The sequence below is a fragment of the Saccharothrix sp. DSM 118769 genome (assembly GCF_052936295.1).
Window position 1 is genome coordinate 7,635,728 of sequence record NZ_CP193627.1, and the last position, 21,548, is coordinate 7,657,275.

Here is a 21,548-nt window from a genome sequence, read left to right on the forward strand (position 1 = left end):
GGAGAACTCAGGGGTCCTGAGCGTTGGACTCTCGAGACCTGAGCGTTGGACTCTCGGGGGGGGTGGGTGCCCGCCCGGTATCCCCGGCCGGGCGGGCAGGCGGAGGGCCCTAGGGGCGGGCCAGGGTGAGGTAGGCGAAGCCGAGGGTGGCGCGGTAGCCCTTGAGCCAGCCCTCGCGGTGGTCGTCGACCACCTCGCGGACGGCGGCGGCCTCCGGGTGGTCGGGGTTGGCCAGCAGCCAGTGCTCGCGGGAGGCGCACCAGCGGGACTCGAAGTCGTCCCACTCGTCGAGGGTGGCGGTGGTGAGGTTCAGGAGGCGGTAGCCGCTGGTCAGAGCCAGGTCGACCAGGCCCGGCAGGGAGGTGGGCACCGCGTCGCCGAAGATCTCGCGGGCGGTCGCGTTGGGTTCGCGCTCCCAGAAGCCGTCGCCCAGCAGGAGGGTGCCGCCGGGCTTCAGGCGGGCGTGCACGGCCTCCAGGGTGGCCTTCGCGTCACCCCACGCGTGCGAGGAGCCGATGGAGACGGCCACGTCCGCCGGGTCGGTGTCGAAGGCCGTCACGTCGGCCAGGGCCAGGGTGACGCGGTCGGCCAGGCCGCGGGACTCGACGTTCGCGCGGCCCCGGGCGATGGCGTGCTCGTCGCTGTCGACACCGATGCCGAGGACGCCCGGCTGGTGCTCGACCGCCCTGAGCAGCAGCTCCGCCCAGCCGCAGCCGTAGTCCACGACCAACTGCCCGGGGGCCAGGCGCAGGCCGCCGATCAGGCCGTACGCCTTGGCGTCGGAGAGCGGGGAGTTGAAGTCGAGCAGGGCGTGGCCGTTCAGCGGTACTTCCGTCACGACCACACCGTGGCAGAGAGCCGATTGTTCCGGAAACGGGTTTACCGCTCCTGCCCCCGCACGACGCGGCGCAGCCTCGGCACGCGTTCGGCGAGCACCCGTTCGTTGCCCCGGCCGGTCGGCTCGTAGTAGTCGCGGCCGACGAGGTCGTCCGGCGGGTACTGCTGCGTCAGCACGCCCTCGGGCACGTCGTGCGGGTAGCGGTAGCCCTGGGCGTTGCCGAGCTTCGCCGCGCCCGCGTAGTGGCCGTCCCGCAGGTGCGCGGGCACCGAGCCGACCGCGCCCTTGCGGACGTCGGCCATGGCGGCGCCGATCGCCGTGGTCACCGCGTTCGACTTGGGCGCGGTCGCCAGGTGGACGGTGGCCTGCGCCAGGTTCAGCGCGCACTCCGGCAGCCCGATCAGCTGCACGGCCTGCGCGGCGGCCACGCACACCGGCAGCGCGGTCGGGTCGGCCATGCCGACGTCCTCGCTGGCGTGGATCACGAGCCGCCGGGCGATGAACCTCGGGTCCTCCCCCGCCTCGATCATCCGGGCCAGGTAGTGCAGCGCCGCGTCCACGTCCGACCCGCGGATCGACTTGATGAACGCGCTGGTCACGTCGTAGTGCTGGTCGCCCTGCCGGTCGTAGCGCACGGCCGCCCGGTCGACCGTGGCCTCCAGGGTGGCCAACGTGAGGACACCGCCCCCGTCGACGGCGTCGGCGGCGGCCTCCAGGGCGGTCAACGCGCGCCGGGCGTCGCCGCCGGCCAGCCGGACCAGGTGGTCCTCGGCCTCGGGTTCGACGGTGATGGCGCCGTTCAGGCCGCGTTCGTCCTCGATCGCGCGCCGGACCAGCACCCGGACCGCGTCGTCGGTCAACGGCCGCAGCTGGAGCACCAGCGACCGCGACAGCAGCGGTGAGACGACCGAGAAGAACGGGTTCTCCGTGGTCGCCGCGACCAGCAGCACGATCCGGTCCTCGACCGCGCCGAGCAGCGCGTCCTGCTGGGTCTTGGAGAACCGGTGCACCTCGTCGATGAACAGCACGGTCGACTCGCCGGAGCGCACCAGGCGGCGGCGCGCCTCGTCGATGACCGCGCGCACCTCCTTCACGCCCGCCGACAGCGCCGACAGCGCGGCGAACCGGCGGCCGGTGGCCTGCGACACGAGCGTGGCCAGCGTCGTCTTGCCGGTGCCGGGCGGGCCGTAGAGCATCACGGACGCCGGTGACGAGCCCTCCACGAGCCGCCGCAGCGGCGCGCCCGGCCCGAGCAGGTGGTCCTGGCCGACGACCTCGTCGAGGGTGCGCGGGCGCATCCGCACGGCCAGCGGCGCGTTGGCGGCGATGCGCTCCGCGCGCTCCTCGTCGGTCGCGCCGAACAAGCCCTCGTCGTACAGCCCCTCGTCCACGCGTTCGACTGTAGCCGTCCTGTGCACTGCCGCTGTCCACGTGTGCAACGGCGGTTCCGCCGCAGGTGGCGGCGGGTGCAGGGTGGGCGCCATGAGCACGTTGAGCCCGGAGCGGATAGCCCGGCACGCCCACGACGCGGGGTTCCGCGGCCAGGACCTCACGATCGCCGTGGCGGTCGCGCTGGCCGAGTCCGGTGGCGACCCCCGCGCGCACAACGCCACGCCGCCGGACAACTCCTACGGCCTGTGGCAGGTCAACATGCTGGGCGCGCTCGGCCCGGCGCGGCGGCGCGAGTTCGGCCTGGACGCGAACCGCGAGCTGTTCGACCCGGCGGAGAACGCGCGGGCCGCCAACAGGATCTCCGGTGACGGTCGCGACTGGACGCCGTGGAGCACGTACACCAACGGCGCGTACAAGAAGCACCTGGACGAGGCGCGGCGCGGCGTGGAGGCGCTGAAGCGCGGCGGCGGGTCCGGCAGTGGCGGGTCCGGCGGTGGCGGGCGCGGCGGCGGTGGTGGTGGCGGTGGCCGTGGTGGGCGCGAGGGCGGCGGGTTCTCCGTCGACCTGGGCGTGCTGCGCGACTACGCCCGCCGCACGGGGAACTCCGCCGACGACCTGACCGCGCTCGGCAGGCGGCACGTGCGGGAGGTCCGGGAGATCGCCGACGACAGCTTCGGGCGGATCGGGAAGCAGTCGGGGTTCGCGGACGCGCTGGACGACTTCGGCGCGGCGCTGCGCAAGCAGGTCAAGGCGGTCGCGCACAACACCGACGCGCTGGCCACGTCGGCCCGGCGCTCGGCGCGGGCCTACCGGGAGCAGGAGGACGACGTCGCGCGCTCGTTCCGCGGCGGGCTCACGGGCGGGGGCGAGGGGTGATGGACGCGCGCGCGATGGCCCGGCACTTCGCCGGGAGCATGATCGGGCACCGGAACTCGTTGGCGGGCAAGGCCGAGGACGCGGTGAAGGCGCAGTACGCGCTGAACCGGACCGCGGCCGGGCTCACCGACCAGGTCGAGGAGCAGGACAAGGCCACCAGGACCGTGCTGGAGCACTGGCGGGGCGACAACTCCGAGGGGTTCGAGCGGCGCTCGGCAAGGCTCGGCAGGCAGCTGCGGACCACCGCCGAGGCCGCGCGGGACGCGGAGAGGATCGTCGCGGGCGTCACGAGCGCGCTGACCATGGGGCACGCGCGGGCGCGGCGGGCCGTGGACGAGTACCTGGACAAGGCCACCGGCATCCTGGACACGGGTCTGAAGGTGGGCACGCAGGCCGCGCTGCTCAAGGCCGTCGGCCGGGCGGCGGACCTGGAGCCCGCGTACACCAAGGAGACCGCGGCGGCCGTGCGGCACGTGCGCGGCGAGCTGAAGGACGCGGCGCGGAAGCTGCGGGCGCTGGAGAAGGACGTCGAGCACGACGGGGTCGCCGACGGCCGGGCCGAGCGGACCCGGGGCGGCGCCGGTGGCCGCACCCGGCCGTCGAACGCCCGGGGCAAGGGCAAGGCGCGCACCATCGTCTCGGCCGCCCGGCGCGAGCTGGGCACGCGCGAGAGCCCGCCCGGCAGCAACCGCAACCCGTACGGCCCGACGGCCGCGTGGTGCTCGTCGTTCGCCACGTCCATGTGGCGCAAGGCGGGCGTGGACATCCCGGTGCTGCCGTTCACCGGCGACGTGTTCCGCTGGGGGCAGCGCAACGGCAAGGCGTACACGTCGCTGAGCGCCGTGAAGCCCGGTGACGTGCTGCTGTTCGGCTCGGGGCCGTCGAGCCCGGCGACCAGCAAGCACATCGGGATCGTGGAGAAGGTCTCCGGCGGCACGGTGACGCTGATCGAGGGCAACTCCGGTGACGCGGTGCGCCGCAACACGCACCGGCTCAGCTCGGCCACGTTCTACGGAGGGGTGCACCCGTGATCACGGCGAACGCGCACGACCCGGACACCGGCATCGCGGTCGAGGTGGGGCCGGGCGGCGGCCTGCGCGGCCTGACCCTCGACGCCCGGTCGCTGCGGCTCGGGCCCACCGCGTTGGCCGGGGCGGTCCTGGCGCTGGTCGACACCGCGACCGCGCGGGCGAACGCCCGGGCGCAGCGGGCGCTGGGCGACCTGTCCGCGCTGGGGATGTCGGTGCAGGAGCGCATGGTCGAGTCGGTCGAGGACACGACTCCCGAGACGTGGCGGGTGTGACGTGGGGTTGAGCGAGCGGTTGGACGCGGTGCGCGGCGAGGCGGCGGCGGACGGCGTGGCGGTGGTGGTCGACCTGCACGGCAAGCTCGTCGGCCTGACCTTCGAGCGGCACGCGCTGGCCGTGCGGCCCGGTGAGCTGGCGGGCACCGTGGAGCGCCTGGCCGCCGAGGCCGCGGGGAGGGCGCTGGCGGAGGGCGCCGCCCTGGTCGCCGAGGTCGTGCCGGAGGGCCTGCCGGAGGGCCTGCCGGGGAGGTAGCCGGCGCGGGTGGCCGTGCCCGCCCGGCGGGACAAGCGCGTTGACGGCGGCGGGACCGCGCCGACACGATGTGGACTCGTATCAACTCAGATTTACGAGTCTCCAGTTCACATCAACTCGGCGTTGGGCCCCCCGGCGCCGCGCTTCCTCGGAGGAACGGCTGATGCGCAGGTTCAGGTTGTTGACGGGCGCCCTGGCGGCGGCACTGGCGCTCGTCCTCGCGCCCACGGCCGGGGCCACCGCCGCCCCGGCCCCCTCCTCCGGCGTCCCGGCCCCGGCGCCCGGCGCCCCGGCGTCCGCGTCGGCCGCCATGGACGGCCCGCTCTTCTGGGCCACCACCCTGACGACCACGTGGGTGCGCCAGTGCGCCACCCTGAGCTGCGGCTACCACTCCATCCCGGCGGGTCAGCAGGTCGGCGTCCACTGCTCCACCTCCAACTAGGGCATCTGGTGGAACATGGTGGTCGCCACCCACCCGTTCAACTCCTCGGTGCCGATCGCCGGCTTCGTGGACGCGAACGCCCTGAACCTCTACGACGTCTCGAACTCGTGCGACACCGTCGGCCGGGGGCCGAACCGGCCCGCCTACGACCTGTGGGCGCACAGCTGCCCGCTGATGCAGTGCGGCTACGGCGTCATGCAGGCCGGGCACGACCTCGCGTACCTGGAGAGCCGGTTCTTCGAGAACACGTGGTGGGCGCTGGTGCTCGACCACGACAACGTCCACAAGAACCTCACCGGGTACGTGCACGAGTCGGACCTCTTCTAGCGGGGGGTGCGCGCCGGGGCGTCAGTCGTCCCGGCGCGCCATCCCGGCGTCGGTCACCCGGCGTCGGCCACCCCGGCGTCGGTCACCCGGCATCGGCCACCGCGGCACCGGCCACGACCGCTCCGGCCGCCGCGACGACACCGGGGTCGTCGAACAGCCGGGCCAGCGCCAGCAGGTCGCGGACCTCGGCGTCGAGCCCCGCGTCCGCCTGCCACGCCGACGCGCCGGGGTTCTCCCCCGGCGGCACGGCGACGAGGTCCGGCGACAGCGCGATCCGCAGCAGGCAGGCGTCCAGCGCGCGCCCGTCCCCCGACACCGCGCGAGCGGCGGCGCGGAGGTCGGCCGGGACGCGGCCGATCAGCTCCAGCTGCGCGTCGCGGATCTCCACGACCCGCCGGTAGAGCCGCAGGTCCGTCGACCCGGACGGGAGCAGCTCGACCAGCCGGTGCGGCGGCCGTTCGAGGACCGCGCCGGGGACGGCGGCCGTGAGGCGCTCCCACAGCGGACGCAGCGCGCGGTGGGCGCGGTGCCGGTGGAGGCGCAGGCCGAACCGCACCAGGCCGGCCGCCGCCGCGCTCAGCAGCGCCACGCCGAGCAGCAGCGACATGACCGCGCCGTAGACCGGGCCGGAGATCGGCGTCCGGACGCCCAGGCCGTGCGTGACGACGTACCAGAGGCGGCCGGCCACGTAGACCAGGCCGACGGCCGCACCGCCCCACAGCAGCAGCAGCGCCGTGCGCAGCGGGCCGCGCGGCGCCGCCCGCCACCTCGGCGCCAGGAACAGTGCGGTCGCGAGCAGGCCGACGGCCAGGCACGCCTGGAACAGGCCCTGGTAGGCGATCACGCGCGGGTCGCCTGCGTGCCACAGGCCGAAGTCCGGCCGGTCGTGCCGCCGGGGCAGCGCGGTGAACAACCCCGTCATGCACACCGCCGCCACGAGCAGCGCCGCGCCGGCGGGCCGCGTGGACCGCGTGCCCTCCGAGGTGAGCCGCACCGCGGCGTGCAGGGCCACCAGGGCGGACAGGTGCCCGAGCAGGATCGCCAGGTCGGGCACGCCCGCCGCCGAGTCCACGACCCGGCGCGCGGTCCGGTCCACCAGGGTGCCCGCCAGGGCCAGCGCCAGGAACAGCCGGGCGGTCGCCCGGTGCCGCGCCGGGCCGCGCAGCCACGGCAGGCGGAGCACGGCGAGCAGCCACAGCACGCCCGGCACGGCGATCTCGACGAAGACCACCGGGGATCAGCGGTTCCCGTGGACGAACACGTCGGACAGGTGGCCGAGGACACCGGGCGGCCGGTCGTCCGCGGTCGACCACCCCGCCCGCTCCAGCAGCAGCGCGGCCACCATCTCCGCTTCCTCCTCCTGCGGCGTGGAGTAGGTGGTGCGGCCCAGGACGCGCCGCACCACCTCGGGGTCCAGGTCGGTCAGCAGGCCGGCGGGACCGCCCTCCAGGCCGTGGTCGCAGAGCACGTGGCCGATCTCGTGCAGGATGGTGTTGCGCTGGTGCAGCGCGCTCGCGCCGCGGGCGTGGAAGACGTGGTCGGCGTCGCGGGTGGCGACCCACAGGCCGCACGGCACGCCGGGCGCGGCGGCGAACGGCAGCGGGTGCAGGTGCAGGGCGCGCCCCCGCAGGCGAGCCACCTCGGCGCACAGCGCCTCCACCGTGAAGGGGCGCGGCACCGCGACGCCGGCGAGCCTCGCCCGGCAGTCGCGGCGCAGCCGGCGCCGCCTCGCCCGGTCCCCCCGCGCGGCCCTCAGCCCGGGCCGCCCTCGTCGTCCACCGGCGGCAGCCCCTCGATCGACCGGGCGTGCTCGACCATGCCCATGATCGCCCTGAGGCTGACCTCGGACAGGCCCGCCGCCCGCAGCGCCACCGCGCGGACCGAGTTGTCGCGCAGGGCGACCAGCAGTTCGAGCTGGGCGTCCACGTCCGACGTGTCCTCGTCCAGGAAGTAGGACGTGGGCACGCCGAAGAACTTGGCGAGCCCCTCCATGTGCCGCTTGGTCGGGTTGTCCCGCAGCCCCTTGCGCAGCTGCCACACGTAGGTGTGGGAGATCGTGACGCCGTCGGCGCGGATGGCCGCGGCGACCTCCTCGTAGGTGTGCTCGCGGCCCGCCGGGTGCACGGCGCGGAAGAGGCGGTCCAGCCGGCGGGCGAACCCCGTCGGCGACTCCTGCTCCCCCGTCACGCGGCACCTCCCCGGCAGATGCGCAGATGCTAGTGGACGGCCGCCCCCGCGCCGGGCCGTCACCCCTACGCACCGGACCGTCGTCCCAGCGCACCGGGCCGTCACCCCGCCGGTCGGGCCGTCGCCTCAGCGCACCGCGTCGACCAGGCCGGCCAGGTGGCGGGTCAGCCAGGCGGTGTCGGCCGGGGAGATCCGGACCCACTGCTCGGCGCCCGAGCGCTCGGTGGTCAGCGCGTAGCGGCCGGCGGCGGTGTCGGTCCAGCTCAGGACCGGGGAACGGCCGGTGCGACCGGTGGCGGCGAGCTGGCCGGTGGCGACCCGGGGCGCGTCGACCAGGGTGGTGATCGCCCGGGTCGCGCGGCCGGTGACGCCCGCTCGGGCGAGGGTGCGTTCGAGGGCCGCGTGCCCCTGCGTGGCGTAGGCGTCCACCGCGGCGGAGAACGCCGGGCGCGGCAGGGAGACCGGGTCGCCGGGGCCGGGCGCGGCGTCGCCCACGACCCTGAGGACGGCGGCCACCGGGTCGGCGACGGGTTCCAGGGCCACCTCGCTGTCGTTGAGCACGGCCAGCACGCCGCGCGCACCCCGGGTGGTCGCCAGCACGCGCCACGGCGTCGGGCGGAACACGAGGGCGTCGATGCTCGGCGACCCGTGCGCCAGCAGGCCGAACAGGTCCTCCAGCTCGGGCGAGACGTCGTCGCCGTCGGCCAGGCCCGCCTCGGTGAGGGTGCGCAGCACGGCCGCGCCCAGCTCGTCGCGCTCGTCCTCGGTCCCGCCGTGCGAGGGCACCTCCAGCGGGTACGGCGGGTCGCCCTCGCCGAAGTCCTCCCACAGCAGGTCGAACTCCAGGTGGGACAGCACCACCGCGGTGGTCGAACGTCGCGCCATGCTGCCAGAAGGTAGTGGCCCGGCCGCGTTCGCGCGGCGGGTTGGGCACAACCGGTGGTTAGGCTGCCGCACGTGGACGTCGCCGGTGGGGTGCTGACCGTCCGCGCCTCCGGCGCCGCCGCCGCGAAAGCGGCGCTCACCGGGGGCGCGACGACACCCGAGCACATCCAGCTGCTGCTGCGCTGCGCGGTGCCCGCCGGCGTCCGGGACGGGGCGCGGGGCGCGCAGCTCCGGTTCCCCGACTGCTCGCTGCACGTGCTGCCGGCGGGCGTGGTGATGCTGACCGTGGCCGAGGCGCGGCTGACGGTCGGGTTCGGCGAGCTGAAGCCGCTGATGTTCCAGCCGGTGCCGGTGGACCCGGCGCTGCGCTCGGTGTTCTCCGGCGCGGTGGCGCACGTGCTGGCCGCCGCGCACGTGCTCGACCCGCACGGCCTGGCCCACCACCTCGTGGGGCTGGCCGAGCTGGTGCTGCGCAGCGCCCTGCGCGCCGAGCTGGACCGGGTGGACGCGCTGGCCGCGCGCCGCCGCGAGGCGCTGGAGTACATCCGGGAGCACCTGGCCGACCCGGAGCTGGGCGCGGACCGGGTCGCCGAGGCGCTGTTCATCTCCCGGCGGCGGCTCTACCAGCTGTTCGACGACGGGCAGGGCGTGTCGGAGCGCATCCGGGGACTGCGGATCGACCGGGCGAAGGCGCTGCTGGCCGACCCGGCGAAGGCGGGCAGGGGCATCGGCGAGATCGCCCGGGACTGCGGGTTCGTCAGCGCGGCGCACTTCTCCCGGACGTTCCGCCAGGTCGTGGGGTCGACGCCGAGCGAGTACCGGGCGCGGTGACGGCGGGCGGGGCGAACTCGACCCCGGAGACGAACCGGCCCGCGAGGCCCGCCACGTCGAGCCAGCCGCGCCCGGTCGGCGAGTGCAGCGTGAACACCGCGACGCGCGGGTGGTCCGGGTCGGTCACCACGACCTGGAGCTGCGCGCCCGGCCCGGTCGCCGGGATGCGCTCCACGATCACCACCGGGTAGCCGGTCGCCGTCTCGCCCCGGGTCACGTCGCGGATCTCCGGACCGTCGAGGTGCGTGCCCAGCTCGACGGGGTCGGCGGGCCGGTCGACCGGCACCACGGCCGCGACCAGCAGCGCCGGGTCCGCGTCCGGGTGCTCGACCACGGCCAGCAGGCCCGCGCCGTGCCGGTGCGCCATCTCGGCGGCCTGCGTCGCGGAGACCTCCAGGCCGGGGTCGAGCGTGCCCTTGACGCGGCGCAGGACGGTCAGCAGCTCGGCCGCGGTGCGTTCGGGCGTGCCCAGCGGCACCGGGGTCACCCCCGGCACGGGTGCGAGTCTCACCCCAGGCCCGCCCGGAACGCCGCCGCCGCGCCCCTGCCGGACGCCGGTCGAGGTGGGCCGAGCAGCACCGACGCCAGCTCCGCGGTGAACGCCGAGAACCCGGTGAGGGTATCGGCGACCAGCGTGGACGGTTCCTCGGCGCGCAGCCGCTGGGCGACCCGGCGCGCCTCGGCGCGGTGGTCCCGCTCCAGCAGGCGCGCCTCGTCGAGGACCTCGTCCAGCAGGCCGCGCAGCTCGTCGTGCCGGGCGGTGGCGCGGGCGTGCGCCTCGGCGTGCGCGGGGGTGAAGCGGGCCAGGGCGCCGGTCTGGTCCAGCTCGTCGGCGGCCTCGGCCAGCGCCCGGCGCAGCCGCAGCGCGCGCCGGTCCAGCTCCTCGGCGCGCCGCTGGTTGCCGAGCAGCGTGGTGGCCCAGCCGTCGAGGACCTCGGCCGCCGCCCTCATCGCGCGCCGCACCGCCGTCAACTCCGACACCACCGCCTCCAACCGCGTCCTGAACCCGTCCGCCGCCGCACCCTGCCACTGCCCGGGTGGTCCGTCGGGCACCGCGAACGCCGCCGAGCAGCGTTCGGAGGCCGCCGCGACGGCGCCCGCGCTGCCGGGGACGGGGTCGAAGCCGAGCCCGGCGTAGTCAGTCATGGCGCAGCTCATCGGCCCGGCGGTAGGTCTCGCCGGCCGCGCGCACCTCGTCCGCGTCCGCCGCGAGGTCGAGGCCCGACAGCACCCGTGACCACTCCGCGACGAGGTGCTCGACGGCTTCGGTCACACCTTCGGGGCCGAGGTCGCCGACGGGCTCGGCGAGCAGCGCCGCGGCGGCGCGCACCTCGTCCGCGGCCTCGTCGAGCCGGCCGGCGAAGGCCGCCAGGGCGGCGGGGTCCGCCGAGAACCCACCGCCACCGCCACCGGGGAGGCCGGCGGCGGACGCGGCGGCACCGGGCCGGTCGGCGGCGGAAAAGCCGTCGCCGGACCGGTCGGCGGGGAAGCCGTCGCTCATTCGCCCAGCACCGGCGGGAAGGCGGGCGGCAGGTCGTCGAGCAGGTCGAGGCCGTTGTCGTAGCGGTTGCGGTGCTCGCCGTCCTCCTCGCGGGCGCCGGGGGCCATCGGCGGGTACATGCCGAAGCCCTGCGGTCCGCCCGCGCCCCCCACCGGGCCGACGCCGCCGCGCGCCGCCGCGCCGCCGGGGACCGCGCCCAGCACACCGGACGAGCCGCCGGGGCCGAAGCCGGGCGCGCCGCCGCCACCGGGACCGGTCGGGCCGAAGCCGCCCGCGCCGGGGCCGAAGCCGCCGGAGCCGGGACCGCCCGCGTGGCCGCCGTAGCCGGCCGTGCCGCCGGGGCCGTGGTAGCCCGGCGCGAGGCCCGTGCCGGGGCCGAAGCCGCCCGGGCCCGGCAGGCCGCCGGCCGAGGCGACCGAGGTGGTGTCCGCCGGCCGCGTCCCGGGCGGGAACGGCGTGACCGCCGGGTCCTCCCCCGCCGGGGGACCGGGCACGGACGGGGGCCGCACCCACGGCGGCGGCACGGGGAGCGGTGGCGGCAAGAGGGTCGGCCCCACCGGGAGCGGCCGGTGGTCCGGCGTGATGGTCGTGGTGGCGGGGGCGCCCTCGAACTCCGGCAGCCGGTCGTGCACACCCCGGCTGGCGTCCTCGAAGCCGGTCATCACGCGCACCGCCTCGGCGTGCGCGTCCTGCTGCTGCCGCTTGGACGGCAGGTGGTCGTCGAGGAGCTGGTCCACCATGTACGCGCCCTGCGGACCGTCCAGCACGGACACGTCGCGGCCCTCGCGGAACCAGCGCTCCGCGGTCGGGTGCACCGGTTCCGGCATCCGCGCGCGGGCCTCGACCAGCGCCGACGTGTACGTGTCGAGGCCGTTGCCGACGCGGTAGGCGCGCTCGGACGCGTCCGTCGCCCACGACGTGAGCCGGTTCACCGACTCGGCCGCCGCACCCGCCGACGGGCCGCGCCAGGACTCCGCGAGCTGCCGCACGATGTGCTGCACCTCGTTCGTGGCGCTGTCCACCGCGGAGGCGAGCACCTGCCACTGCGCCGTGCGGGTGGCCATCAGCGGCACCTCGGCCGACATGACCATGTCCCACATCTGGCGGTGCTCGTACACCTTCCAGTTGATCTTGCCGAAGTTCTTCAGCCGCCGGTTGGCCTTGACCTGGCGCACCCGGCGCGCGCCGCGCTTGTTCACCCCTGCCGCCTCATGGCCTCGGCGATCATCGCGTCCTCGGCGCGGTGGGTCGCGCCGACCTGCCCCAGGGCGTCGCGCAGCGCGATCAGCTCGTCCAGGTAGGACTTCAGCGCCACCTGCACACCGCCGCCGACCGCGCCGCCGCGCTCCCGGAACGCCCGCCGCATGTGCAGCGCGACCGGGCCCTTGCCGTCGCCGATGGGCTCGCCGAGGTCCTGGGCCTGCCGCAACTGCTCGACCAGCACGTCCTGGAGCTGGTCGAGTCGGGCGCGGGCCTCCTCCAGCCGGTCGAAGTCCAACTCGATGCGGTCACCCGCCTCCGCCGTGATCCGCGCCGCACCCGCACCGGTGGGCCGCCGGACCTCCGCCGACCCGATGATTTCGTGCCCGCGCTCGTCGCGCAGTTCCTCGCGCAACCGCTTGGCGTCCTCGACACCGCGCACCCTGACCATGCGCACATCGTGGTCGTCGGGGGCGCGGGTGACCAGACCGGGTGCACAGCGGGAGCAGCGCCGGTGCACGGACGGACAAGCGTGTGCGAAAATCGTGCCCCGTGCCGTCACCTTCCGTTCACGCGCGGGCCGTGCTGCTCGCCGGCCCTTCCGGCTCCGGGAAGTCCCACCTCGCCGCCCTGCTGGGGTGGCCCGTGCTGCGCCTGGACGACTTCTACCGCGACGGCGACGACCCGCTGCTGCCGCGCGACGCCGCGGGCCGCGCCGACTGGGACGCCGAGGGCTCCTGGCACACCGACGCCGCGCTGGCCGCCGTGGTCGAGCTGGCCACCACCGGCTCGGTCGAGGCCCCGGTGTACTCGATCGGCGACAACGGCCGGGTGGGCTGCCACACCGTGACCGCGCCCGGCACGTTCATCGCCGAGGGGCTGTTCGCCGACCGGCTGGTGGCGGGCTGCCGCGACGCGGGCGTGCTGGCCGACGCGATCGTGCTCGCGCCGAACGCCCTGGTCACGTTCGCGCGCCGGTTCGCCCGGGACGTGGTCGAGGCGCGCAAGCCGGTGCCGTTCCTGCTGCGCCGGGGCCTGCGGCTGCTGGGCGAGCACGGTGACGTGGTGCGCCGCTGCGCGGACGCGGGCATGCGGCCGGTCGCGCCGCACCGGGCCCGCGCGGAGCTGGCCACGATCGGGTCCGCGCGCCCCGCCGCGGTGTAGTCGGCCCGGACCGCGGGTACCGGTCCGGCATGGCTGAGTTCGAGCGCGAGCAGAGGATTCCGGTCGACGCGGGCGCGGTGTACGACATCGCGCGGGACGTCGGCTCGATGGACGCCTGGCTGCCCGACGGGCTCCAGGTGGAGCCGAGCGGGCCGGAGCGGGTCACCGGGCGGGTGTCGATCGGCGACGACATCGACGAGGCCGAGGGCTACTTCACCGCCGACGCCGGGCAGCGCAGGCTGGAGTGGGGCGACCTGGACGGCGAGGGCTACTCGGGGTGGCTCCAGGTCGACGAGGACGGTCCGGGCGCGAGCCGCGTCGTGCTGCACCTCGACGTGCGCGGCGAGCACCCGGAGGCGGTCGGCGGCGAGGCGCACGAGCTGACCGACGAGTACCTGGGGCAGGCCCTCGACCGGTTGGCCGCGCTGGCCGCCGACCGCGTTACGTGAGCCTTTTCACCTGATCAACCAGCGAAAACACGTTTGAGCGACGCATAGTCTTGCCGCCGTTCAGCGTGGGCACGGATGAGGCCCCTGTTCACCACTAGGAGCCCTTTTCCGATGTTCCGCGCGTTGCGCGGCCGCAATTACCGCCGCTGGGCGTTCGCCGACCTGATCTCGGTGACCGGCTCGTGGATGCAGGTGATCGGCCTCAACTGGGTGGTGCTCGAACGCACCGGCTCGGCGACCTCCGTCGGCTTCTCCGTCCTGCTGGGGGCGCTGCCCTCGGTCCTGCTCGGCCCGTGGGCGGGGTCGCTGGCCGATCGCCTGCCCGTCCGCCGGGTCGTCCTGGCCTGCCAGGCGCTGCACGCCGTGCTGGCCGTGCTGCTGGCCGCGGTGGTGGCGGCGGGCGCGGCGATGCCGCTGGTGTTCGCGCTGACCGCCGCGGCCGGGCTGGTCACGGTGTTCGACGGGCCCGCGCTGGGCCGGTTCGGCGCGCAGGTCGTGCCCCGGGAGGACCTGGGCAACGCGGTCGCGCTGGGCTCGGTGCTCAGCTCCACCGGCCGCATCCTGGGCATGAGCACCGCCGCGGTGCTCGCCGCCGCCCTCGGCGCGCCGGCGTTGTTCCTGCTCAACGCGTTGAGCTTCGCGGCCGTGATCGTGGCCGTGGCGACCGTGCGGGGCGCGGAGCTGCACCCGCTGGCCGCCAGTCCGCCCGACCGGGTGGGCGTGGGCGCGGGCCTGCGGTACGTGCTGGGCAGCGGTCGGCTGCTCCTGCTGTTCGCGCTCGGGTTCGCGCTGTCCAGCCTGGGCCGCAACTACCAGGTCACGATGGCCGCGATGAGCCCCGACGCGGCGTCCTACGGGCTGCTGTCGACGGTGTTCGCGGTCGGCACGGTGCTGGGCGGGCTCGCGGCGGCGGCCCGGCGGGTGCTGACCGTGCGGCTGCTGCTGGTCGTGGCGTGCGCGACGAGCCTGCTCCAGGTGGTGAGCGGGCTGGTCCCCGGCACGCTCGGGTTCGCGCTCGTGCTGCTGCCGATCGCGGCGGGCGCGGTCGTCATCGACACCACGATGAGCACGCGCGTGCAGCTCGACACCGCGGAGGGGATGCGCGGCCGGCTGCTCGCGGTGAACTCCTCGGTCGGCGCGGCGGCGGGCGCGGTGGGCGCGCCGCTGCTGGGGTGGCTGTGCGAGCGGGTCGGCGCGCCGGAGACGCTGGTGCTCGCGGGCACGGTCACGCTGCTCGTGTCGGTGTTCGCCGCGACCGTGCTGGGCGCGCCGGCCGAGCGCCGCGCCGCCCTGGCGCACCGCGTCCTGCGCCGGTCCGGGCACGCGACGCCGCACCACCCGGCCCCGCCCGGCCACCCGCACGGCGTGACGCGTCCCCGGCGGTCCGGCGGCCCTTCCCGCCGGCGTACCCGCGTCCGGGTGTAGCGGGGCAGGTCCGTACGACGGACCCGGTGCGGCCATACGGTCGCACTGGGTAGCTGAAGATTCACACAGCGCATCGGACGCCGTTAGAGTCGGCACGTTTCCTGGGAGCGTTCCCAGAACCTCAACGAGGAGGTGAACGACGTGACGGCCCGACGATGGATCTCGCTGGCCGCGGCCGGTGTGGCCGGCCTGCTGGTCGCGGTGCTCGTGAACGTGGTCAGCCCGACGGCGGCGAACGCGCACGGCGCCATGATGAAGCCGGGCAGCCGGACCTTCCTGTGCTGGAAGGACGGCCTGAGCCCGCAGGGCAACATCGCCCCGCAGAACCCGGCGTGTTCCGCCGCGGTGTCCGCGGGCGGCACCAACGCCCTCTACAACTGGTTCGGCGTGCTGCGCTCCGACGGTGGCGGCCGCACGCGCGGCTTCATCCCGGACGGCAAGCTGTGCAGCGGCGGCAACCCGACGTTCTCCGGGTTCGACATCGCGCGCAACGACTACCCGGTGACGCACCTGACCGCGGGCGCGAACTTCGGCTGGTCCTACAACATGTGGGCCGCCCACCCGGGCACCTTCCACCTGTACGTCACCAAGGACAGCTGGAGCCCGACCCGGGCGCTGTCCTGGGACGACCTGGAGAGCACGCCCTTCCACAGCGTGACCAACCCGCCCGCGCGCGGGTCGGTGGGCACCGTGGACGGCCAGTACTACTGGAACGCGAACCTGCCGTCCGGCAAGTCGGGCCGCCACATCATCTACTCGGTGTGGACCCGCTCGGACAGCCAGGAGACGTTCTACAACTGCTCCGACGTCGTGTTCGACGGCGGCAACGGCCAGGAGACCGGCGTCGGCAACGGGGGCGGCGGCACCACGACGACGACCACCACCACCACGACCAGCACCACGACGACGACGCCCACGTCGACCACCACCACGACCCCGACGACCACCACGACGAACCCGCCGGGTGACGCGCACTGCATGGCGATCTACAAGATCACCAGCGCGTGGTCGGGCGGCTTCCAGGGCGAGGTCGAGATCATGAACCACAGCACGAGCGCCTACAACGGCTGGACCGCGAGGTGGACCTACGCCAACGGGCAGACGGTCAACAGCGTCTGGAACGGCGTGCGGTCCGGTTCCGGGTCCGAGGTGGTCGTGAAGAACGTAGACTGGAACAGGTCGGTGGCGCCCGAGTCGTCGGTGAAGTTCGGCTTCACGGCCGGTTACACCGGCACGAACTCGCTGCCGACGGTCACCTGCACCAGTCCCTAGTCGAGCCGGAAGCCGAACGGGAGCTCCAACCGGTGCCGGGCGAGCAGCTCGGCGTCGGCCAGGAGCTCCCGGGTCGGCCCGTCGGCCACCACGACGCCGCCGTCCACCAGGACGCTGCGCGGGCACAGCTGCACCGCGTAGGGCAGGTCGTGGGTGACCATCAGCATGGTGCGGTCCAACCGCAGCAGCACCTCGGCCAGCTCTCGGCGGGCCACCGGTTCCAGGTTCGCCGAGGGCTCGTCGAGCACCAGCACCTCCGGGTCGCAGGCCAGCACGGTGGCCAGCGCGACCCGCCGCCGCTGACCGCCGGACAGGTGCAGCGGCGACCGGTCGGCGAACCCCTCCATGCCCACCGCCTCCAGCGCCTGCCGCACGCGGGCGTCCAGCTCCTCGCCGCGCAGCCCGAAGTTCGCCGGGCCGAACGCCACGTCCTGCCGGACGGTGGGCAGGAACAGCTGGTCGTCGGGGTCCTGGAAGACGACGCCGACGCGGCGGCGGACCTCCCGCAGGTTCGCCTTCTCCACCGGCAGCCCGGCGACCTCGACCCGGCCGGAGCCGCCGCCGAGCACCCCGTTGAGGTGCAGCGCGAACGTCGTCTTGCCGGCGCCGTTGGGGCCGAGGACGGCGACCCGCTCGCCCCGCTGGACGACCAGGTCGATGCCGAAGAGGGCCTGGTGGCCGTCGGGGTAGGCGTAGGCGAGCCGGTCGACCACGAGGGCGGGACCCGACGCCGCGACCACCGCGCTCCCCCCGCCCGCGCCGCTCCTGTCGGGCATCCGGCCCGTCCAGCCGCGCGACACCATCGCCAGGTGCACCCTCTCACCGCGTTCGTAGGACCGGATGAACAGGCTGCCCACGCCGCGCGCGGTCGCGCCGAGCTGCCACAGGAACCTCGGGTCGTCGCCGCGCGAGACGCGCGCCACCCGCATCCGCTTCGCCTCGCCCACCACGACCTCGGCGTAGCGCAGCATCAGCGTGGCGATCGTGACCAGCACCGACGGCATCCGCAGCCGTTGCAGGCCGAGCAGCAGGTCGTGCGGCGCGGTCGTCGCGGCCAGGGTGAGCGAGGTCAGCAGGCCGAGCGTGCCCTTGGCCAGGATGTTCCACCCGGCCAGCGCGCCCTCCACCGACACCGGCAGGCCCAGCACGTCCACCCGCTCCCCCGGGCCGGTGAACGGCAGCACCAGCGCGAGCAGCACGAACGGCAGCTCGATCACCGAGCGGACGGCGAACCAGCCGACCGGGACCCGGGCCACCGCCCACACCGCGCCGAGGGCGAGCAGGTACGCGCCGAACGCCCAGTGCGCGTCGCGGGGCGTGGCCACCACGCACAGCACGCCCACGACCGTCGCGACGATCTTGACCTGCGGCGGGAGGCGGTGCACCGGCGAGTCGCCCGGCCGGTGCAGGAACCCGTGGTGCCCGGCGCTCACCTCGTGGTCGACCGCTTGCGCAGCAGCCAGAACAGGCCGCCCGCGACGGCGAGCGTGACCACCACGCCGACCACGCCGGCCAGGCCGGTGAACCGGTCGTCGCCGCCCAGCGCGTAGTCCGCGAGCGGTCCGCCGCCCAGCGGGTGGTCGGCGGCGTGCTCGGCGATGCCGTGCTCCTCGGTGACGTGGTCCAGCCCGTCCGGGTCCGCGCTCGCGAAGTACGAGACGACCCCCGCCAGCAGCAGGCTGACGACGGCGAACCCGAGGAAGAAGCGCTTCACTTCAGCTCCAGCTCCTGTCGTGCCCCGCGCAGCAGGTGCACGAGGTCGGGGCGGACCGCCGCGACCGCGGTCACGGTGACCGCCGTGATCAGGCCCTCGCCGACGCCGATGAGCACGTGCACGCCGAGCACCGCGACCGCCACCGTGCCGAGCGCGACCCCGCCCTGCCCGCCGATCGCGTACTCCAGGACGAAGCCCGCCGACGCGAGCACCGTGTTGACCAGGGCGGACACGAACGCGACCGCCGCCAGACCGCCCCTGCCGCGCCGGGCGAGCCCGCGCAGCGCCACCGCGGTCAGGTAGCCGACGGCGGTGCCGATCAACGCCATGTTGGTGATGTTCGCGCCCAGCGCCGTCACGCCGCCGTCGGCGAAGAACAGCGACTGCACGACCAGCACGATCGTCACGCACAGCGCGCCGACCCACGGCCCGACCAGGATGGCGGCCAGCGCGCCGCCCAGCAGGTGACCGCTCACGCCCGGCAGCACCGGGAAGTTCAGCATCTGGGTGGCGAACACGAAGGCCGCCACGAGGCCGGCCATCGGCGCGGTCCGGTCGTCGAGGTCGCCGCGCGCCTTCGCCAGCGCCACGGCCACCCCCGCCGCGGCGACCGCCACGAACAGCAGCGACGTCGGCGCGTTGAGCAGGCCGTCGCTCATGTGCATCGCCACGGGTTCGGTCACGGCTCCACGCTAGTTGCCGGTCCGCTGCTCTGGCCAGCTCAGTGCAACAACAAAAGAAGTGCAGGTGATCACGCGCACCGCCACGCCCGCCGCGGTCCCGATGTCGATCCGCGTCCACCCGCCCCCGGGACCGGTTCACTCGAAGAGGTGAAGGCGCTGATCCGGCGACGGCAGGCCGACCGGTGGTGCACCGCGTCGTGCCGGCCCGACGGGTCGTCCGTCCGGTGGCCCGGCCACCGGCCACCGGACGGCGGCCCGCCGGGGACGATCACGCGGGCGCCCCTCGCCGCGGGTTGCCACTATGCTCTGCCTGCGATGACTCTCACCGACCGGCTGCCGCCGACCCCCGAGCCCGACCTCCTCTACGACGCGTTCGCCGAGTGGGCGTCCGACCGGGGGCTGTCGCTGTACCCGGCGCAGCAGGAGGCGCTCATCGAGATCGTCTCCGGCTCGAACGTCATCCTCAGCACCCCCACCGGCTCGGGCAAGTCGCTGGTGGCCACCGGCGCGCACTTCGCCGCGCTGGCCGAGGGCAAGCGGACGTTCTACACCGCGCCCATCAAGGCCCTGGTCTCCGAGAAGTTCTTCGCGCTCATCGACACGTTCGGCGCGGAGAACGTCGGCATGATGACCGGCGACGCGAGCGTCAACGAGACCGCGCCGATCATCTGCTGCACGGCCGAGATCCTGGCCAACATCGCGCTGCGCGACGGCACGGCGGCCGACGTCGGCCAGGTCGTGATGGACGAGTTCCACTTCTACTCCGAGCCCGACCGGGGCTGGGCGTGGCAGGTGCCGCTGATCGAGCTGCCGCAGGCGCAGTTCCTGCTGATGTCGGCGACGCTGGGCGACGTCTCGTTCTTCGAGAAGGACCTGACCCGGCGCACGGGCCGCACGACGACGACGGTCCGCTCCGCCGAGCGCCCGGTGCCGCTGAACTTCCAGTACGTCACCACGCCGCTGCACGAGACGATCGAGGAGCTGCTGCACGGCCGCGAGGCCCCGGTCTACGTCGTGCACTTCACCCAGGCGTCCGCCCTCGAACGCGCGCAGTCGCTGATGAGCGTCAACGTCGCCACCCGCGCCGAGAAGGACGCGATCGCGGCGATGATCGGCCGGTTCCGCTTCACGTCCGGCTTCGGCAAGACGCTGTCGCGGCTGGTGCGGCACGGCATCGGCGTGCACCACGCGGGCATGCTGCCGAAGTACCGGCGGCTGGTGGAGCAGCTGGCCCAGGCGGGCCTGCTCAAGGTCATCTGCGGCACGGACACGCTCGGCGTGGGCATCAACGTGCCGATCCGCACGGTGGTGTTCACCGCGCTGTCGAAGTACGACGGGCAGCGCACCCGGCACCTCAAGGCGCGCGAGTTCCACCAGATCGCGGGTCGCGCGGGCCGCGCCGGCTACGACACCGTGGGCACGGTCGTGGTGCAGGCCCCCGACCACGTGGTGGAGAACGAGAAGGCGCTGGCCAAGGCGGGCGACGACCCGAAGAAGCGGCGCAAGGTGGTGCGCAAGAAGGCGCCCGAGGGCTTCGTGTCGTGGAGCGACCAGACGTTCGAGCGGCTCAAGAACGCCGAGCCGGAGCCGCTGACGTCGAGCTTCCAGGTCAGCCACGCGATGCTGCTCAACGTCATCGGCCGGCAGGGCAACGCGTTCGCCGCGATGCGCCACCTGCTGGAGGACAACCACGAGGACCGGCCCGCGCAGCGCCGTCACGTCCTGCGCGCCATCCAGATGTACCGGGGGCTGCTGGCGGCGGGCGTGGTGGAGCGGCAGGGCGACGACATCCGCCTGACCGTGGACCTCCAGGTGAACTTCGCGCTCAACCAGCCGCTGTCGCCGTTCGCGCTGGCCGCGGTCGAGCTGCTGGACAAGGAGTCGCCGTCGTACGCGCTCGACGTGCTCTCGGTCGTGGAGTCCACCCTGGACGACCCGCGCCAGGTGCTGTCGGCGCAGGAGCACAAGGCGCGCGGCGAGGCCATCGGGGCGATGAAGTCCGAGGGCATCGAGTACGACCAGCGGATGGAGCTGCTGGAGGAGGTGACGTACCCGAAGCCCCTCCAGGAGCTGCTGGAGGCCGCGTTCACCACCTACCGGCGCGGCCACCCGTGGGTCGCCGACCACCACCTGTCGCCCAAGTCGGTGGTGCGCGACATGTTCGAGCGGGCCATGACGTTCGCCGAGTACGTGTCGTACTACCAGCTCGCGCGGTCCGAGGGCCTGGTGCTGCGGTACCTGGCCGACGCCTTCAAGGCGCTGCGGCAGACCGTGCCCGAGGACGCGAAGACCGAGGAGCTGAGCGACCTCCAGGAGTGGCTCGGCGAACTCGTGCGCCAGGTGGACTCCAGCCTGCTCGACGAGTGGGAGAAGCTCCGGAACCCGGACGACGACCCCGAGAAGACGGTGCAGGACGACGTGCCGCCCGGCGTCACGCGCAACCTGCGGGCGTTCCGGGTGCTGGTGCGCAACGCCCTGTTCCGGCGGGTGGAGCTGGCCGCGCGCCGCAACTACTACGAGCTGGGCCAGCTCGACGGCGACTCGGGCTGGACCGCCGAGGAGTGGCAGGACGCGCTGGACCCGTACTTCGAGGAGCACGAGGACATCGGCCTCGGTCCCGACGCGCGCGGCCCGGCGATGCTGCTGATCACCGTCGAGCCGGAGCGCTGGCTGGTGCGGCAGGTCTTCGACGACCCGGCGAAGGACCACGACTGGGGTTTCAGCGCCGAGGTGGACCTGACCGAGTCCGACGAGGTCGGCACGGCCGTCCTCCACATCACCGAGGTGGGAAGGCTGTAGGGGG

26 protein-coding genes and 1 pseudogene are annotated in these 21,548 nt (G+C 74.7%); 12 read left to right on the forward strand and 15 right to left on the reverse strand.

Features of this window, described 5'->3' with window-relative positions; translation table 11 throughout:
• Window positions 1–109 precede the first annotated feature (109 nt).
• Both ACRAKJ_RS31935 and ACRAKJ_RS31940 read right to left on the reverse strand, forming a co-directional pair.
• Window positions 110–838 carry a methyltransferase gene (locus tag ACRAKJ_RS31935; RefSeq protein ID WP_438921341.1) on the reverse strand — a complete coding sequence of 243 codons (729 nt, stop codon included), beginning with the start codon at window positions 836–838 and terminating at the stop codon, window positions 110–112.
• 41 nt (window positions 839–879) lie between these two features.
• Window positions 880–2,229, reverse strand: a complete 1,350-nt coding sequence (locus tag ACRAKJ_RS31940; protein ID WP_447008771.1) for a replication-associated recombination protein A — start codon at window positions 2,227–2,229, stop codon at window positions 880–882.
• Window positions 2,230–2,320: 91 nt separating this feature from the next.
• On the opposite strand from ACRAKJ_RS31940, the gene ACRAKJ_RS31945 reads away from it, so the two are divergent.
• The 6 genes from ACRAKJ_RS31945 to ACRAKJ_RS31970 all read left to right on the forward strand — a co-directional run bounded on the left by ACRAKJ_RS31945 (window position 2,321) and on the right by ACRAKJ_RS31970 (window position 5,434).
• A complete protein-coding gene (locus ACRAKJ_RS31945; protein WP_438921340.1) occupies window positions 2,321–3,106 on the forward strand; it encodes a type VII secretion target in 786 nt (261 codons plus the stop codon).
• Window positions 3,106–4,137 carry a CHAP domain-containing protein gene (locus ACRAKJ_RS31950; RefSeq protein ID WP_438921339.1) on the forward strand — a complete coding sequence of 344 codons (1,032 nt, stop codon included), beginning with the start codon at window positions 3,106–3,108 and terminating at the stop codon, window positions 4,135–4,137. The genes ACRAKJ_RS31945 and ACRAKJ_RS31950 overlap by 1 nt, the downstream gene beginning before the upstream one ends.
• Window positions 4,134–4,409, forward strand: coding sequence for a YbaB/EbfC family DNA-binding protein (locus ACRAKJ_RS31955; RefSeq protein WP_438921338.1), 276 nt, complete (start codon window positions 4,134–4,136; stop codon window positions 4,407–4,409). Before ACRAKJ_RS31950 ends, ACRAKJ_RS31955 begins: the two co-directional genes overlap by 4 nt.
• Before the next feature lies 1 nt (window position 4,410).
• Entirely contained in the window at window positions 4,411–4,665 is a 255-nt protein-coding gene (locus tag ACRAKJ_RS31960; RefSeq protein WP_438921337.1) for a hypothetical protein, read from the forward strand.
• A gap of 163 nt (window positions 4,666–4,828) precedes the next feature.
• Window positions 4,829–5,107: a hypothetical protein gene (locus tag ACRAKJ_RS31965; RefSeq protein ID WP_438921336.1), complete on the forward strand. Its 279-nt coding sequence runs from the start codon at window positions 4,829–4,831 to the stop codon at window positions 5,105–5,107.
• A gap of 15 nt (window positions 5,108–5,122) precedes the next feature.
• A complete protein-coding gene (locus ACRAKJ_RS31970; RefSeq protein ID WP_438921335.1) occupies window positions 5,123–5,434 on the forward strand; it encodes a hypothetical protein in 312 nt (103 codons plus the stop codon).
• A gap of 82 nt (window positions 5,435–5,516) precedes the next feature.
• On the opposite strand, the gene ACRAKJ_RS31975 is transcribed toward ACRAKJ_RS31970, so the two are convergent.
• From ACRAKJ_RS31975 to ACRAKJ_RS31990, 4 genes are all read right to left on the reverse strand, one after another.
• Window positions 5,517–6,665: an MAB_1171c family putative transporter gene (locus tag ACRAKJ_RS31975; protein WP_438921334.1), complete on the reverse strand. Its 1,149-nt coding sequence runs from the start codon at window positions 6,663–6,665 to the stop codon at window positions 5,517–5,519.
• Between the two features lie 6 nt (window positions 6,666–6,671).
• Window positions 6,672–7,112 (reverse strand): ImmA/IrrE family metallo-endopeptidase, encoded by a 441-nt coding sequence (locus ACRAKJ_RS31980; RefSeq protein WP_438921333.1) that lies wholly within the window; start codon window positions 7,110–7,112, stop codon window positions 6,672–6,674.
• 74 nt (window positions 7,113–7,186) lie between these two features.
• Window positions 7,187–7,621, reverse strand: coding sequence for an XRE family transcriptional regulator (locus tag ACRAKJ_RS31985; RefSeq protein ID WP_438921332.1), 435 nt, complete (start codon window positions 7,619–7,621; stop codon window positions 7,187–7,189).
• A 126-nt stretch (window positions 7,622–7,747) separates the two neighbouring features.
• A complete protein-coding gene (locus tag ACRAKJ_RS31990) occupies window positions 7,748–8,506 on the reverse strand; it encodes an ESX secretion-associated protein EspG (protein WP_438921331.1) in 759 nt (252 codons plus the stop codon).
• A gap of 72 nt (window positions 8,507–8,578) precedes the next feature.
• Between ACRAKJ_RS31990 and ACRAKJ_RS31995 the strand changes: the two genes are divergently transcribed.
• Window positions 8,579–9,337, forward strand: a complete 759-nt coding sequence (locus ACRAKJ_RS31995; protein ID WP_438921330.1) for a helix-turn-helix domain-containing protein — start codon at window positions 8,579–8,581, stop codon at window positions 9,335–9,337.
• Here the strand turns inward: ACRAKJ_RS31995 and ACRAKJ_RS32000 are convergent.
• Genes ACRAKJ_RS32000 through ACRAKJ_RS32020 form a run of 5 tightly spaced genes read right to left on the reverse strand, consistent with a single transcriptional unit; the run spans window position 9,264 to window position 12,489 of the window.
• Window positions 9,264–9,833, reverse strand: a complete 570-nt coding sequence (locus ACRAKJ_RS32000) for a hypothetical protein (RefSeq protein ID WP_438921329.1) — start codon at window positions 9,831–9,833, stop codon at window positions 9,264–9,266. The two genes, ACRAKJ_RS31995 and ACRAKJ_RS32000, sit on opposite strands and share 74 nt — an antisense overlap.
• A gap of 11 nt (window positions 9,834–9,844) precedes the next feature.
• A complete protein-coding gene (locus ACRAKJ_RS32005) occupies window positions 9,845–10,483 on the reverse strand; it encodes a hypothetical protein (protein ID WP_438921328.1) in 639 nt (212 codons plus the stop codon).
• The gene (locus ACRAKJ_RS32010; protein WP_438921327.1) at window positions 10,476–10,838 is read right to left on the reverse strand and encodes a hypothetical protein; all 363 of its coding nucleotides are present in this window, start codon (window positions 10,836–10,838) and stop codon (window positions 10,476–10,478) included. Before ACRAKJ_RS32010 ends, ACRAKJ_RS32005 begins: the two co-directional genes overlap by 8 nt.
• Window positions 10,835–12,037 carry a PPE domain-containing protein gene (locus ACRAKJ_RS32015; protein ID WP_447008772.1) on the reverse strand — a complete coding sequence of 401 codons (1,203 nt, stop codon included), beginning with the start codon at window positions 12,035–12,037 and terminating at the stop codon, window positions 10,835–10,837. Before ACRAKJ_RS32015 ends, ACRAKJ_RS32010 begins: the two co-directional genes overlap by 4 nt.
• Complete coding sequence (locus ACRAKJ_RS32020) at window positions 12,034–12,489, reverse strand: hypothetical protein (RefSeq protein WP_438921905.1); 456 nt, start codon at window positions 12,487–12,489, stop codon at window positions 12,034–12,036. The genes ACRAKJ_RS32015 and ACRAKJ_RS32020 overlap by 4 nt, the downstream gene beginning before the upstream one ends.
• 101 nt (window positions 12,490–12,590) lie before the next feature.
• Here ACRAKJ_RS32020 and ACRAKJ_RS32025 point away from each other — a divergent pair, with 101 nt between their 5' ends.
• From ACRAKJ_RS32025 to ACRAKJ_RS32040, 4 genes are all read left to right on the forward strand, one after another.
• A complete protein-coding gene (locus ACRAKJ_RS32025; RefSeq protein ID WP_438921906.1) occupies window positions 12,591–13,202 on the forward strand; it encodes a uridine kinase family protein in 612 nt (203 codons plus the stop codon).
• 29 nt (window positions 13,203–13,231) lie between these two features.
• A complete protein-coding gene (locus ACRAKJ_RS32030) occupies window positions 13,232–13,651 on the forward strand; it encodes an SRPBCC family protein (RefSeq protein WP_438921907.1) in 420 nt (139 codons plus the stop codon).
• 111 nt (window positions 13,652–13,762) lie between these two features.
• Entirely contained in the window at window positions 13,763–15,076 is a 1,314-nt protein-coding gene (locus ACRAKJ_RS32035; protein ID WP_438921908.1) for an MFS transporter, read from the forward strand.
• Between the two features lie 141 nt (window positions 15,077–15,217).
• Window positions 15,218–16,348 (forward strand): lytic polysaccharide monooxygenase, encoded by a 1,131-nt coding sequence (locus tag ACRAKJ_RS32040; protein ID WP_438921909.1) that lies wholly within the window; start codon window positions 15,218–15,220, stop codon window positions 16,346–16,348.
• On the opposite strand, the gene ACRAKJ_RS32045 is transcribed toward ACRAKJ_RS32040, so the two are convergent.
• The 4 genes and pseudogenes from ACRAKJ_RS32045 to ACRAKJ_RS32060 all read right to left on the reverse strand — a co-directional run bounded on the left by ACRAKJ_RS32045 (window position 16,345) and on the right by ACRAKJ_RS32060 (window position 18,745).
• Complete coding sequence (locus tag ACRAKJ_RS32045; protein WP_438921953.1) at window positions 16,345–17,124, reverse strand: ATP-binding cassette domain-containing protein; 780 nt, start codon at window positions 17,122–17,124, stop codon at window positions 16,345–16,347. The genes ACRAKJ_RS32040 and ACRAKJ_RS32045 overlap by 4 nt on opposite strands.
• Window positions 17,125–17,184: 60 nt before the next feature.
• Window positions 17,185–17,781, reverse strand: a pseudogene (locus ACRAKJ_RS32050) (energy-coupling factor transporter transmembrane component T family protein); the annotation flags it as partial.
• On the reverse strand, window positions 17,778–18,062 hold the full coding sequence (locus ACRAKJ_RS32055) for a PDGLE domain-containing protein (protein WP_438921910.1): 285 nt from the start codon (window positions 18,060–18,062) through the stop codon (window positions 17,778–17,780). The pseudogene ACRAKJ_RS32050 and the gene ACRAKJ_RS32055, both read right to left, overlap by 4 nt.
• On the reverse strand, window positions 18,059–18,745 hold the full coding sequence (locus tag ACRAKJ_RS32060; protein ID WP_438921911.1) for an energy-coupling factor ABC transporter permease: 687 nt from the start codon (window positions 18,743–18,745) through the stop codon (window positions 18,059–18,061). Before ACRAKJ_RS32060 ends, ACRAKJ_RS32055 begins: the two co-directional genes overlap by 4 nt.
• Before the next feature lie 315 nt (window positions 18,746–19,060).
• On the opposite strand from ACRAKJ_RS32060, the gene ACRAKJ_RS32065 reads away from it, so the two are divergent.
• The gene (locus ACRAKJ_RS32065; protein WP_438921912.1) at window positions 19,061–21,544 is read left to right on the forward strand and encodes a DUF3516 domain-containing protein; all 2,484 of its coding nucleotides are present in this window, start codon (window positions 19,061–19,063) and stop codon (window positions 21,542–21,544) included.
• Window positions 21,545–21,548: the final 4 nt, after the last annotated feature.